The organism is Flavobacterium amylolyticum, assembly GCF_048284335.1.
Taxonomy (GTDB): domain Bacteria; phylum Bacteroidota; class Bacteroidia; order Flavobacteriales; family Flavobacteriaceae; genus Flavobacterium.
Genome location: NZ_JBLVPG010000002.1, coordinates 969,058 through 982,943 on the forward strand (window position 1 = coordinate 969,058; position 13,886 = coordinate 982,943).

Here is a 13,886-nt window from a genome sequence, read left to right on the forward strand (position 1 = left end):
ATTTTCTTGGTTGTTTCTTCTTGCTTCTTACTTTTTTCTCGTTACTCGAATTCAATTAACAACTGACCTTTATCCACAGCATCTCCCATCAGTACTGATATGGTTTTGATCACGCCATCACGTGGAGAAAGAAAACTGTTTTCCATTTTCATAGCACCCAAAATAATTAGGTTATCATTCTCTTTTACAGTCTGCCCAACCACAACACTGATTTCTAAGATTAATCCGGGCATTGGAGCTTTGATAAAATTGACTTGTTTAATAAGCCCCGTTTCAAACCCCATTTCTTTGATAAGAATATCTAAAGGATTTGAAATGGCAACGGTGTAGGTGTTGTTGTTAACCTTTACAGTATATTTTTTTTGAAGAAAATCAGAAGTAATAATTTCCGCTTGATAAGGAGTGTTTTCGTGTAAAACATGGAACTTATTCGTTTCCACACTCACTGCATCCAGTTGTGAAACACTTTCCTTTTCCAAATCAAAATGAAAAGTGTCGTTTACATTAACTTTATAACCAATACTCATTTGTTTCTATTTTAGAAACGTAAAAATAGGTAAAAGAAAACGTTTTCGTAAAGCAAAAAAGAAAGTTTTATGCTAATTTAATATAGTCTCGCAAAACAATAATTACAAAACTAACAACCCAAATCCTCTAAGGGTTTTAACTGGTTTTGAATACCAAAACAATTCAAAGTCTTCCAATTGTATTTCGAAATCAGTTTTAACTTCTTGAAACGTATGGATTTTAGCATTCGAAACCGAGATTTTTTGTAGTATTTCTACTAGCCAATCTCCTTCGTTTTTATTGGTTTGAATACTGAAACTTTCCTTTTTATCATGAAAAGTTAAGGTCATCAGTTCCCAAGAATTCCCTTTTTTGGATTTGGTAAAATGTTCTGTAAACGGCTTCCCGCCTAACCAAACGATTTTGGCTGTAGGTTTACTATTGAAATCCTCTTCTTCGTGTAAAGCGTCAAAAATAAAATCAGGTGAAATTTTAGTCTTTGGAATTTTAAAATCAAACCAATCCTGCAGTTCATAATCAAAACAGATTCCATGCATGAAATTGAACAAAGATTTCTTGAGTCCAAAACTAAATTTATCATGATCGATTCCTGTTGTATCTGTATAATTAATATCATTATTAGCAAAAGTTCCTACAATTTCGGTTTCTTTTACCACGCCAAATTTCTCCGGATATAAGCCCACGGGACTGTGCGCAGTCATCGCAAATTGATGCCAAAATCCAGATTGTAATACCCCAACTTCAAATAATTGCCGAACCATTTCGAGACTGTCTACGGTTTCCTGAATGGTTTGCGTCGGATAACCATACATTAAATAGGCATGAACCATTACGCCAGCTTCGGTGAAATTTCGGGTTACTTTCGCCACTTGTTCGACGGTTACGCCTTTGTCAATCAATTTCAATAATCGATCCGAAGCCACTTCAAGACCGCCGGAAACAGCGATACAACCAGACGCCTTTAACAGCAAACACAAATCTTTAGTAAAACTTTTTTCGAATCGAATGTTGGTCCACCAGGTAACAGCTAATTTCCTGCGAAGGATTTCGAGCGCTAAAGACCGCATCAATGCCGGAGGTGCAGCTTCATCTACAAAATGAAACCCATTCTCCCCGGTTTGCACAATCATTTCTTCCATTCGGTCGCACAACAAGTTGGCAGCAACAGGTTCATACACTTTGATATAGTCTAAAGAAATATCACAAAACGTACATTTCCCCCAATAACAACCGTGCGCCATGGTGAGTTTATTCCATCTCCCATCACTCCACATACGGTGCATGGGGTTCACAATTTCGATAACCGAAATGTATTTATCCAAAAGCAAATCCGAATAATCGGGAGTTCCCACTTGGGATTGTTTGTAATCGTGTTTTAGGGAATTATTTTTGTAAATGACTTTTCCGTCTTCCAACAGAAAGGTTCGTTTATAGGAATTGTAATCCAGATTTTCAATATTAAAAATTAATTCTTCAATGGGTGTTTCACCATCATCCAACGTAATAAAATCAAAGAACTCAAACACACGAGCATCCGAAAGGGAACGCAATTCCGTATTTGGGAAACCGCCACCCATAGAAATCTTGATATTCGGATACTGCTTTTTGACCCATTGTGCCGAACGAAAAGCACTGTATAAATTCCCAGGAAAAGGAACCGAAATCAGGAATAATGTAGGTTGAATGGTTTCAATTCGTTCTTTTAAAATCGAAAGGAGTAGGTTGTCAATATATGTTGGTTTCTGTTGTAAAGCTTCGTACAATTCATCAAAAGAATTGGCGCTTCGCCCCAAACGTTCGGCATAGCGACTGAAACCAAAATTGGCATCGACACATTCTACAATAAAATCAGAAATATCTTCGAGATACAAAGTGGCCAAATGTTTCGCTTTGTCCTGCGTTCCCATCGTTCCAAAAGCCCAATCCAGTTCTTCTAATTGTACAAATCGCGAGGCTTCTGGCAAGAAATCTTCCTGACAGATTTGAAGTGCCAAGGTTGGATTTTTTCCTTGAAGGAAAGCAATTACGGGATCAATCGTTTTTAGATATTCATCTTGTAAAGCGAAAATACGTTTCGAATTGTCAGAGATCTCTCCATTTTTGAACTTTAAACTTCCAACAGTAAATAAATTTTCTAACCCAGCCTTCGAAAATAATTTCAAAATTACTTCGATACCCAAATCTGCCTGAACAGATTCAATATTTTTGGTATTCAGAAACCCTTTGATGTAAGCGGTTGCCGGATACGGTGTATTCAGTTGGGTAAACGGAGGCGTGATTAAGAATAATTTGGTTTTCAAAAGAAATAAGTTTTGTGCAAAAATAAAGGTTAAAAATGGATTCCTAGCAATTTAAAAATAGACATTTCCTAAACATATCTTAAACCAAAAAAACATAACTTTACTTTTTCTTACTTTAGCCTCAAATTTAGAAACTCATAACATGCCAACCGACTGTATCAGCTATCAGAATTCCGGATATTTTTCTTCTTTGATGAATGATTATTTAGACTCGAATAAAAATTTACAAACTTTATATAACAGATTTCCAACACTTGAGAACTTTGAAGGACAAATACTGGAAAAGCAAGCTAATTTTAATGATAGATCCAGAGCTACTTTGGTATCTGTTTTAGAAAAACAATACGCTACAATTGAAACTTTTGTTTTGACCAAACAAAATATTCAATCTCTAAACAGTCCAAATACATTTACGGTTACTACAGGCCACCAATTGAATTTATTCAGTGGTCCTTTATATTTCTTGTACAAAATCATTTCGACCATTAATTTAACAACTGAGTTAAAAGCGAAATATCCAACATATAACTTTGTTCCCATCTATTGGATGGCAACCGAGGATCATGATTTTGAAGAAATCAATTATTTTAATTTTAAAGGTAAAAAATTCCGTTGGAACAAAGAAAGCACAGGTCCCGTTGGACGATTGTCCAGTGAAGGCTTGGCAGATTTTCTTAAAGTATATGCGCTGGAATTAGGTTCCAGCACCAATGCAAATACACTCAAAAAACTGTTTGAAGATTCCTATCTCAATCATGATAATTTAGCCGATGCCACGAGGTTTTTGGCAAATGCGCTTTTTGGAGCGTATGGCTTAGTCATTTTGGACGCGGATAATGCCGATTTAAAACGCAACTTCATTCCTTATGTAAAAGAAGAATTACTTCACCAGTCCTCCCATAAATTGGTGATGGAAACTGTTGAAAAATTAAAAGACTACACGGTTCAAGTGAATCCCCGTGAAATCAATTTGTTTTACATCGAAGATGATTTACGCGAACGCATCCTCTTTGAAAACGGGACCTACAAAGTAAATCATACAAAAATTGAGTTTTCTGAAAGTGAGATTTTATCACTTTTAGAAAATCATCCTGAAAAATTTAGTCCTAATGTGATAATGCGTCCGTTATATCAGGAAGTAATTTTGCCCAATCTATGCTACATTGGCGGAGGTGGAGAAATTGCCTATTGGCTAGAACTAAAATCTTTTTTTGCTGCAGCAAAAATAACTTTCCCTATACTCTTGCTAAGAAATTCTGTACTCCTTGCAACTGAAAAGCAAGCAAAAAAAGCCGATAAATTAGATTTGACCTGGGCAGCTTTATTTAGCAAACAAGTAGATCTAATCAATGACAAAGTAAAAGTACTCTCAGAATTTCCTATTGATTTAACCATTCAAAAAGAACATTTAAAAAATCAATTTCATTATTTACACTCATTAGTGCATCAAACCGACAAATCCTTTACCGGAGCTGTAAAAGCACAGGAAGCGAAACAACTAAAAGGATTGGAAAATCTGGAAAGAAGGTTATTAAAAGCCCAAAAACGCAAACATACAGAACAATTACAACGCATTACCGACTTGCAAAACGAGTTATTCCCAAACCAAAGTTTACAGGAACGACAAACTAATTTTTCGGAATTTTATTTGGAATACGGTGAAAACCTGATTTCAAAAGTCGTCAAACAACTCAAACCCTTGGACAACAATTTTGATATTATTATACTTTAATCAGATAACCTTTATTTGAGTACCGAATTTGTAAAAATAATCAATAAAAAAATACTATTTTTGCACAAAATTTAAAAAAACAAAAAGATGGCTACTAATAGAACATTTACAATGATTAAGCCTGATGCTGTTGCTAACGGACACATCGGAAACATACTTGCTATGATAACTACTGCAGGTTTCAAAATTGTTTCTTTGAAATTAACGCAATTAACTGTAGCTGATGCGCAAGCATTTTATGAAGTGCATGCTGCAAGACCATTTTATGGTGAATTAGTGGAATTCATGTCAAGAGGACCAATTGTTGCTGCTATTTTAGAAAAAGACAATGCTGTTGAAGATTTTAGAACTTTAATTGGTGCTACAAACCCAGCTGAAGCTGCTGAAGGAACTATTCGTAAAGCATACGCTACCTCTATTGGAGAAAATGCAGTTCACGGATCTGATAGTGATGAAAATGCAGCTATCGAAGGTGCGTTCCATTTTGCTGGAAGAGAGCAGTTCTAGTATTCCGTTTTCAGTTACAGTTACAGTTACGAATTATAATAAAATAGAAATCCCGTATCAAAACGGGATTTTTTTATAAACCGAAAAAACCAAAACTGAATAATGATCACTTCTTCACTATCTCAAAACCACATCCTTTACCACATCGCGCCTTAATTCCTCATTAATCATAGCAACAATTTTGGATTTTCCGTGACTCAATTCCTCTCTTAATACGGATGAAGTTAGCTCCACATACAACGTACTTCCTTTCAAAACCACATTATTTGTATAACTGTTCACACCGTTCCCCATAAGATTTTTCCAGGCGTCTTTAACGTCAATCTGATCCATTCCGGGTTGCAGTTTGTTTACTTGGATAATTTGTTTCAAAACATCCCCTACTGTACTTTGATTATTTAACCTTTTTGCCATCTCCTAGTAAATTTATTGGTCCCGTTTTCTTGTAATGATATGCTGTTTTTTCTGCATTTAGCAACACTAATTCATCATCTGTCAAAGTGATTAGTTCCTCACTCCATTTCGTAAAAGGAGTCGAATAATCAATATAAATTTTGTCGTCTCTGAATCGTACCACCACGTTTTCATAAGCATCATTCACCAAAAAAGTCCCGTCTAATTGCGGCATTACCTTCTTCCGAATTCCTTTATTATTTTTATCTATTTCAAAGTAATCATAGCTTTCATTGATACTATAATCCTTATCTTTTACAGTATCAAAAGTAACCATTTCAATTTCCCAATACCCATTTAATTTCTCAACATCGGCTGGCTTTATCTTTTGCTGACACCCCACAAAAAAGAGTGCTATAAAAAGAAGGCTGAATGTGTTTTTCATATTTAATTTATTTTTTAGGAGCTCTTTCCTGCTTTTTACTTCAATCTTTTTACCCGCTGCAAAAGCAGTTAAAAAGGATTTATGTTACCATCAGGGCTATGGCGATCGAATTAAAAAGAAGCTTAATTCTAAGGACAAAGTTAAACTTAATAAACTCAAACAAAAACAAAAAACTCAACCCCCATTAAACTATTTTCTATATTTTTGATCTTACACCACAAATAGCCAGAACATGTCTAAAACAATCTACAGTCTGCTTTTCGCATTTTTGTGCATGAGTTGCAGCTCTGAATCTGCCGACACATCTCCCATTCCTACCCCAACAGAAACACTCTACTTTCCACCGTTAACAGGTACAACTTGGGAAACAAAATCAATTGCAAGTTTGGGCTGGAAACAAACAGCTGTTCTGCCACTTTTAGATTATTTAGAACTGAAACACTCCAAAAGTTTCATTATTCTGGTCAATGGACGAATAGTATTTGAAAATTATTTCAACGGGCATGCAGCAACGACCAATTGGTATTGGGCAAGCGCTGGAAAAACATTAACAGCAACATTAACAGGTATAGCCCAACAGGAAGGATTCTTAAACATCAATACAAAAGTTTCAGAATATATTGGAACAGGCTGGACAAGCGAAACATTAGCAAAAGAAAATCTAATTACCTGTAAAAACTTGCTCAACATGACTTCTGGTATCGATGACATAGCTAATGGCGATGATGTCGCTCCTGCAAGCCTGCAATACAAATCCGATGCAGGAACGCGATGGGCCTATCATAATGTGTATGTAAAATTACAAGATATTATTGCGCAGGCTTCCGGTCAAACTTGGAGTAATTATTTCAATGCAAAATTAAGAACCAAAATAGGGATGGACGGCGCTTGGTTGCAATCAGGCAATAATTCTGTTTATGGAAGCACAACTAGAAGTATGGCGCGTTTTGGGCTGTTGATGTACAACAAAGGAAAATGGGATAACACCGTAATTTTGGATGAAAACTACTTTACCGAAGCAACAACGACTTCTCAAAATATTAATTTAGGACATGGCTATTTATGGTGGCTAAATGGAAAAAGCAGCTACCATTTACCACAATCCCAACTTACAATTCCCGGAAGCATTATACCATCTGCACCAAACGATATGTTTATGGCATTAGGGAAAAATGATCAGAAAATCTATGTTATTCCCAGCAAGAAAATGGTAGTAATTAGAATGGGTGACGCTGCTGATAATGCCAATCTGGCCCTATCCGATTTTGACGATGTTTTATGGCAAAAAATAAATGCTTTGTATCAGTAGTTTATTTCGTTTTCAATCGTTTTATAAAACCTAAAACAAAGAAAACCAATCCGATTAGCAACAAAAAATAATAAAAACCAATACTTTTATCTCTAATAAGATTTGCCACTATGAAGGAAATAATACTTACAAAGTAAAAATAAATAGGGTTTGTTTTTTTGATAGATGAAAAATTCATTGGCTCAATATTATTTAAAAAAACTGTCTACAAATTCATATTTATTAAAAACCTGAAGATCCTCAATTCCTTCTCCAACTCCTATGTATTTAACCGGAATCTGAAATTGATCTGAGATGCCAATTACAACACCACCTTTAGCTGTACCATCCAGTTTAGTAACCGCTAAACAAGTAACCTCTGTAGCAGCAGTAAATTGTTTAGCTTGCTCAAAAGCATTTTGTCCAGTAGAACCATCCAAAACTAATAATACATCATGTGGTGCATCACCAACAACTTTTTGCATCACTCGTTTTACTTTGGTCAATTCGTTCATTAAATTAATTTTATTATGCAAACGTCCTGCTGTGTCAATAATAACAATATCAGCTTTTTGTGCTACCGCTGATTGCAATGTATCAAAAGCTACCGAAGCCGGATCACTGCCCATATCTTGGTGAACAATTGGTACACCTACTCGATCCGCCCATATATGCAATTGATCAATAGCTGCAGCACGAAATGTATCAGCAGCACCAAGAACAACATTATAGCCCTGCTTTTTAAATTGATAGGCTAATTTTCCTATAGTAGTCGTTTTTCCAACTCCATTTACTCCAACCACCATTAAAACATAGGGTGTAGTCTGTGTAGGAATTATAAATTCGGTTGCTTCACCAGAGTTAGTCTCTGATAACAATGCAGCAATTTCTTCTCTGAGGATTTGATTAAGTTCATCTATGCCCAGATATTTATCTGAGGATACGCGACTTTCTATTCTAGTAATAATCTTTAAGGTTGTATTTACACCAACATCTGAGGCTACAAGGATTTCCTCTAAATTATCCAGAACTTCATCATCTACTTTTGACTTTCCAGCAACCGCTTTGGTTAACTTGGAAAAGAAATTTGTTTTTGACTTTTCAAGACCTTTGTCTAATGTTTCTTTTTTCTCTGACGAAAATATTCTTTTGAAAAAACTCATTGTATAAATAGTATTAAGAATGAAGTATTTAGATCAAAGGAACTAATACGCTTTTCTAAGGGTAAATATAGAAAATAAAAAAGCTACTTCCGAATGAAAGTAGCTTTTCTATATAATGCTAATTGAATATTATTTCTTTTTCAAGAACTCATCAACTGATTCTGGAGTCATAATAGATTCTACGAATGTATATGCACCTGTTTTCGGAGATTTCACCATTTTGATGGCTTTTGATAATCTCTTAGAAGCTGTCTGTAAGGTTGCTACTGTTTTCTTTGCCATGACTAATTATTATTTAATTTCTTTATGAACAGTTACACGTTTCAAGATTGGATTAAATTTTTTAATCTCTAATCTGTCTGGAGTATTTTTTTTGTTCTTTGTTGTTATGTATCTTGAAGTTCCTGCAACACCTGAAGTCTTGTGCTCAGTACATTCTAAAATTACCTGGATTCTATTACCTTTCTTTGCCATCTTGCTATTTTTTTATTTTGGAAGGGATTATTTAATAAATCCTTCTGACTGTGCTTTTTTCAAAACCGCAGCAATTCCATTTTTATTAATTGTTTTTATCGTAGATGCAGCTACTCTTAGAGTAATCCATCTATCTTCTTCTGGAAGATAAAAACGCTTTTTAACTAAGTTTACAGAAAATTTTCTCTTAGTTTTGTTCATAGCGTGAGAAACGTTATTTCCTACCATCGCTCTTTTACCTGTAAGGTCACAAACTCTTGACATTATACTTATCTTTTATCGTTATTCAAAATCAGGGTGCAAAGAAAAGAAAAATAAACCTATTAACCAACAATATTACCGTACATTTTTTAAAATTTCTTTCTGTAATAGCTCTAAACTTTTAATTACCGCTCTATCTATCACTTTTTCACGGGGTTGGCCAAAATTAAATTCTTCAACAATTATTTCATTTGGCGTAGCCAATGCAATAAAAACAGTTCCTAAATCCGCATTCGAGTCTCCTTTTGTCGGCCCGGCATTTCCAGTGGTCGCAATTGCATAATCTGTTTTCATCATCTTTTGCACACTCTGAGCCATCGCTGAAACAACCTCTCGACTCACTACTGAATGTTGGTTTATAAGATTTTCAGGAATCCTTAAAACATCAATTTTTACCTCCGTTCCATACGAAACTACACCGCCCTTAAAATAAGTTGAAGCTCCGGAAACAGTCGTCAAAACCTGTGCTATTTTTCCTCCAGTACAACTTTCAGCGGTGGAAATGGTTTTATTTTGCTTTGTCAGCATTTTCCCTACGACGACCTCTAGGGTTTCATCATCATCAAAACCAACGATAATATCATGGATTATAGCATCCAGCGAGTTTACATTTTCCTCGAGAGCAGCTTCTAATTTTTCTTTATCCGAACCACGAGCCGAAAGACGCAAACGAACTCTTCCAGGTGCAGGCAAATAAGCCAATTTAATAAACACCGGCAGATTATTTTCCCAATTTTCTATTCGTTCCGCCACCATACTTTCTCCTTGTCCGTATGTCAGAATTGTTTTATGAATAATATAAGGACGTTCATACTCCCGAACTACTTTTGGAATAATTTCATGCTCCATTAAATACTTCATTTCATATGGAACTCCGGGAAGCGAAATAAAAACGGTATTTTCCTTTTTCATCCACATTCCTGGCGCAGTACCTACCTGATTATGAAGCACTGTACATTTTGAAGGAACGAGCGCCTGATCTTTATTGATTTGCGTAATAGTACGATTGTAAAAACCTTCTATAAGTTGCGTGACATGAGCCAGCACTTTTTGATCTATAACCAATTCATCTTCAAAATAATCACAAAATGTTTTCTTAGTAATATCATCCTTTGTTGGTCCTAAACCTCCTGTGATAATTACTAGATCAACTTTATTTTGAAGTGCGACAAACGTATCTAAAATGTGCTTTTTATCATCACTAATCGAAATCATTTCGGTGATTTCAACACCAATTTTATCTAACGACTTAGCTATAAAACCAGAATTCGTATCCACAATTTGACCTATTAAAATTTCGTCACCAATGGTCACTACGGTTGCTTTCATTATTTTTGTGCTGTTTTTTTTTATGAGAATGCAATCTAAAAATAGAATGTATAAAATAGTACATTCGTTTTTTTGCGTGAGGGATAAAAGTGAAAATCTTCCCGTTTTTTAGGGAAATTATAGCGGATAGCCCGACCCGTTTTTTCAGCGGGTCACGCCCCAATATTACAAATCGAAATCTTTTTTGATTTCTTTGATAGCGTCATTGACTTGATTTTTTACGCTCTTAAAAGTCTCTTTAATATCTTTCTTTTTACCTTCGGCTTTGGTCCAGGCTTCAATTTGAAGAATCTCTTCAAAAGCCACGTTTAAACCCATTAAATCAAGCGTAGGCTTAATCTTGTGCGCATAAGCATAAGCATGCTTATGGTCTTTCTTTTTTATTCCTTCTTTGATTTGTAGTAAATCATCAGGCACTTCGGTAACAAATAAAGTTAGAATTTCATTTACAAATTCCGCATCGTTATCTGAAAGTGCGTACACTTTTGAGAGGTTGTAATTTATAGCCATTATTTCACTTGTATTCTAAATAGTTGTTGTCCTTCTAAAAATCCTTCTAAAACATCATCAGGTTTTACTGCAGCGACCCCTTCTGGAGTTCCTGTAAAAATAATATCCCCAATTTTTAACGTAAAAAACTGAGAAACATACGAAATGAGTTCATCAATTTTCCATAGCATAAAACTAGAATTACTTATTTGTACCGTTTTATTATTATTGGTTAATTCAAAAGTAATATTTTCTAACGAACTAAATTGAATTTTTGGTAAAAATTCTCCTATAACTGCCGATCCATCAAACGCTTTTGCTTTTTCCCAAGGCAATCCTTTTGCTTTTAATTTATCCTGTAAATCCCGAGCCGTAAAATCGATCCCAACACTAATTTCGTCATAATATTTATGAGCAAACTTAGGCTCAATGTATTTCCCCACTTTACTTATCTTAACAATGATCTCAATTTCATGGTGTACATCATCTGAGAATTCCGGAATTACAAACGGATGCTGTTTTAACAAAATAGCCGAATCGGGTTTCATAAAGACTACAGGTTCTGTAGGTCTCTCGTTATGCAATTCAGCTATGTGATTGGTATAATTTCTACCGATACAGATTATTTTCATTTGGTTTTAATTAAAAATTTAATTATTGAAAAGTTCCAAATTAACTTAATTTATTGTTCAATTTTCTAAGTTTGATTGCGGTTAAAACTTTCTTAGTATACAAAGGAAAATCCGCGTTTTGAATCCAACTGAAATATCCGGGTTCTGTTTCTAGAATTTTATCGACTTTGACACCTTTATGTTTTCCAAAAGTAAAAATTTCCTCATTATCTTTATCAAAAGCAATCATACCTGCAAAGTCCGCTATTTTCTTTCGTGTCGTAAATTCCGATAACGATTTCATGTCGTTCTCTAATTCCGGATAACGATCCAATTGCGCCTTTAATATTTCATATGTAGCCATCGTATCCGCTTCTGCTGAATGCGCATTTTCTAACGTTTTTCCACAATAAAACTTGTGAGCCGCCCCCAATGTGCGTTCTTCCATTTTATGAAAAAGAGTTTGTACATCTACCGAAACCCTGTTTTTCATGTCAAAATCTACTCCGGCTCGAAGCATTTCTTCTGCCAATAACGGAATATCAAAACGATCTGAATTAAACCCAGCCAAATCACTGTCTTTAATCATCGCGTAAACTTGCGATGCCAATTCATTAAAAGTAGGCTCATCAGCTACTTTTTCATCAGTTATTCCATGAACAGCTGTTGTTTGAGGTGGAATTGGAATCGTGGGATTGACTAACCATGTTTTACCCTCTTTATTTCCGTTAGGAAAAACTTTGAATATTGAAATTTCTACAATTCTGTCTTTACCGATATCTATCCCTGTGGTTTCAAGATCGAAAAAGCAAATTGGTTTATTGAGTTTAAGTTCCATTTTTAATTTTTGCTTGATTACAAATATAGAAATTTGGGTTTAATTTCATTTAAAGTTCAACGTTTAAAGTTCCTTAAACTATCAAAAAAAATAAAACCCGATTGATTTTTAAAAATCAATCGGGTTTTATTACAATTATACTTTTTTAAACATCTCTGTTTACATCAAAAGCTTCTAAATACTCAGCAACTCTTTTTACAAAACTACCTCCTAATGCTCCATCTACAACTCTGTGGTCATAACTGTGTGACAAGAACATTTTTTGGCGAATCCCAATGAAATCCCCTTCTGGAGTTTCAATTACTGCAGGCATTTTTCGAATGGCTCCAAGCGCTAAAATCCCTACTTGTGGCTGATTCAATATTGGCGTACCAAAAACACTTCCAAAAGTTCCAACATTCGTAACCGTATAGGTTCCGCCTTGCGTATCGTCTGGTTTTAGTTTTCCAGCTTTGGCCCGACCTCCTAAATCGTTTACCGCTTTTGCCATTCCAACTAAATTCAATTGATCTGCATTTTTAATAACCGGAACAATTAAGTTGCCATTTGGCAATGAAGCTGCCATTCCAAGGTTTATATTTTTCTTTTTTATGATGTAATCCCCATCAACAGAAATATTCATTCCAGGAAAATCTTTGAGTGCTTTCGCCACTGCTTCCATAAAAATTGGCGTGTAAGTCAATTTTTCGCCTTCTCTCTTTTCAAACGCATTTTTATTTTTCTCTCTCCATTTCACAATATTTGTCACATCAACTTCGATGAACGATTGTACGTGAGCTGACGTTTGTACCGAAGCGACCATATAACCCGCAATTAGCTTGCGCATTCTGTCCATTTCTATAATTTCATCACCACCACTTACAGATACCGGTGCTGCTTTTTGAGCCACTGGAACTACTGCTGGTTTTTGAACCGCAGCAACAGGAGCCAATACTATTGGTTGGTTTTTTCTATTTTTTACGTAGTCTAAAATATCATTTTTAGTTACTCTTCCTTCTTTTCCTGTTCCGGAAATTGAGGCTAATTCCGCAACCGAAACCCCTTCTTCTTTGGCTATATTTTTCACCAATGGAGATAAGAATTTTTCAGATTCTGAATAGTCAGCAGACACATCTGAAGAGATTGCAACCATTTCTTTCGCAGCTGTATCAGTTTTTGCTACTTCAGCAACAACCTCAGCGGCTGCAGCTTCTTTAACAATTGGCACGAGCTCTCCACCTTCGGTTTCAATTATTGCTATAGTTTGACCTACTTGAACTAGATCATCTTTTCCAAACAATTGTTCTACCAAAATTCCCGAAACTTCGCTTGGCACTTCACTGTCTACTTTATCAGTAGCAATTTCCAGTACCGCTTCATCGGCTTCAATTTTGTCTCCAACTTCTTTCAACCAATTTGTAATGGTCGCTTCTGCAACGCTTTCTCCCATTTTAGGAAGTTTCAATTCAAATCTTGCCATATTATTAACCTAAAAGGTGATATTGATTTTCAGTTTGCGAAATTACTAAATATTTCAAATATAAATTAC

At 35.2% G+C, this 13,886-nt stretch carries 16 protein-coding genes; 3 read left to right on the forward strand and 13 right to left on the reverse strand.

Features of this window, described 5'->3' with window-relative positions:
- Positions 1 to 41: 41 nt before the first annotated feature.
- Together ACNQF9_RS10380 and ACNQF9_RS10385 are read right to left on the reverse strand one after the other, a co-directional pair.
- On the reverse strand, positions 42 to 527 hold the full coding sequence (locus ACNQF9_RS10380) for an acyl-CoA carboxylase biotin carboxyl carrier protein subunit (RefSeq protein WP_417959495.1): 486 nt from the start codon (positions 525 to 527) through the stop codon (positions 42 to 44).
- Positions 528 to 629: 102 nt separating this feature from the next.
- Positions 630 to 2,828, reverse strand: coding sequence for a B12-binding domain-containing radical SAM protein (locus ACNQF9_RS10385; protein WP_417959494.1), 2,199 nt, complete (start codon positions 2,826 to 2,828; stop codon positions 630 to 632).
- Between the two features lie 142 nt (positions 2,829 to 2,970).
- On the opposite strand from ACNQF9_RS10385, the gene bshC reads away from it, so the two are divergent.
- Entirely contained in the window at positions 2,971 to 4,560 is a 1,590-nt protein-coding gene (bshC, locus tag ACNQF9_RS10390; RefSeq protein WP_417959493.1) for a bacillithiol biosynthesis cysteine-adding enzyme BshC, read from the forward strand.
- Positions 4,561 to 4,647: 87 nt separating this feature from the next.
- A complete protein-coding gene (locus ACNQF9_RS10395; protein ID WP_039109514.1) occupies positions 4,648 to 5,067 on the forward strand; it encodes a nucleoside-diphosphate kinase in 420 nt (139 codons plus the stop codon).
- A gap of 117 nt (positions 5,068 to 5,184) precedes the next feature.
- On the opposite strand, the gene ACNQF9_RS10400 is transcribed toward ACNQF9_RS10395, so the two are convergent.
- Positions 5,185 to 5,481 (reverse strand): DciA family protein, encoded by a 297-nt coding sequence (locus ACNQF9_RS10400; protein WP_417959492.1) that lies wholly within the window; start codon positions 5,479 to 5,481, stop codon positions 5,185 to 5,187.
- Positions 5,462 to 5,905 (reverse strand): hypothetical protein, encoded by a 444-nt coding sequence (locus tag ACNQF9_RS10405; protein ID WP_417959491.1) that lies wholly within the window; start codon positions 5,903 to 5,905, stop codon positions 5,462 to 5,464. Before ACNQF9_RS10405 ends, ACNQF9_RS10400 begins: the two co-directional genes overlap by 20 nt.
- Positions 5,906 to 6,137: 232 nt before the next feature.
- On the opposite strand from ACNQF9_RS10405, the gene ACNQF9_RS10410 reads away from it, so the two are divergent.
- Complete coding sequence (locus tag ACNQF9_RS10410) at positions 6,138 to 7,214, forward strand: serine hydrolase domain-containing protein (protein ID WP_417959490.1); 1,077 nt, start codon at positions 6,138 to 6,140, stop codon at positions 7,212 to 7,214.
- A 188-nt stretch (positions 7,215 to 7,402) separates the two neighbouring features.
- On the opposite strand, the gene ftsY is transcribed toward ACNQF9_RS10410, so the two are convergent.
- The 9 genes from ftsY to ACNQF9_RS10455 form a co-directional block, all read right to left on the reverse strand.
- Positions 7,403 to 8,356, reverse strand: a complete 954-nt coding sequence (ftsY, locus tag ACNQF9_RS10415; protein ID WP_417959489.1) for a signal recognition particle-docking protein FtsY — start codon at positions 8,354 to 8,356, stop codon at positions 7,403 to 7,405.
- 129 nt (positions 8,357 to 8,485) lie between these two features.
- Positions 8,486 to 8,638, reverse strand: a complete 153-nt coding sequence (locus tag ACNQF9_RS10420) for a DUF4295 domain-containing protein (RefSeq protein ID WP_072675716.1) — start codon at positions 8,636 to 8,638, stop codon at positions 8,486 to 8,488.
- Between the two features lie 9 nt (positions 8,639 to 8,647).
- Positions 8,648 to 8,830, reverse strand: coding sequence for a 50S ribosomal protein L33 (gene rpmG / locus ACNQF9_RS10425; RefSeq protein WP_017495179.1), 183 nt, complete (start codon positions 8,828 to 8,830; stop codon positions 8,648 to 8,650).
- 27 nt (positions 8,831 to 8,857) lie between these two features.
- On the reverse strand, positions 8,858 to 9,094 hold the full coding sequence (gene rpmB, locus ACNQF9_RS10430) for a 50S ribosomal protein L28 (protein WP_024980263.1): 237 nt from the start codon (positions 9,092 to 9,094) through the stop codon (positions 8,858 to 8,860).
- A gap of 72 nt (positions 9,095 to 9,166) precedes the next feature.
- Positions 9,167 to 10,420, reverse strand: coding sequence for a CinA family nicotinamide mononucleotide deamidase-related protein (locus ACNQF9_RS10435; RefSeq protein ID WP_417959488.1), 1,254 nt, complete (start codon positions 10,418 to 10,420; stop codon positions 9,167 to 9,169).
- A gap of 165 nt (positions 10,421 to 10,585) precedes the next feature.
- Positions 10,586 to 10,930 carry an Hpt domain-containing protein gene (locus tag ACNQF9_RS10440; protein WP_143386771.1) on the reverse strand — a complete coding sequence of 115 codons (345 nt, stop codon included), beginning with the start codon at positions 10,928 to 10,930 and terminating at the stop codon, positions 10,586 to 10,588.
- Positions 10,930 to 11,541 (reverse strand): fumarylacetoacetate hydrolase family protein, encoded by a 612-nt coding sequence (locus ACNQF9_RS10445; RefSeq protein WP_417959486.1) that lies wholly within the window; start codon positions 11,539 to 11,541, stop codon positions 10,930 to 10,932. Before ACNQF9_RS10445 ends, ACNQF9_RS10440 begins: the two co-directional genes overlap by 1 nt.
- 40 nt (positions 11,542 to 11,581) lie before the next feature.
- A complete protein-coding gene (locus ACNQF9_RS10450) occupies positions 11,582 to 12,358 on the reverse strand; it encodes an exonuclease domain-containing protein (RefSeq protein WP_417959485.1) in 777 nt (258 codons plus the stop codon).
- Between the two features lie 145 nt (positions 12,359 to 12,503).
- Entirely contained in the window at positions 12,504 to 13,817 is a 1,314-nt protein-coding gene (locus ACNQF9_RS10455; RefSeq protein WP_417959484.1) for a dihydrolipoamide acetyltransferase family protein, read from the reverse strand.
- Positions 13,818 to 13,886: the final 69 nt, after the last annotated feature.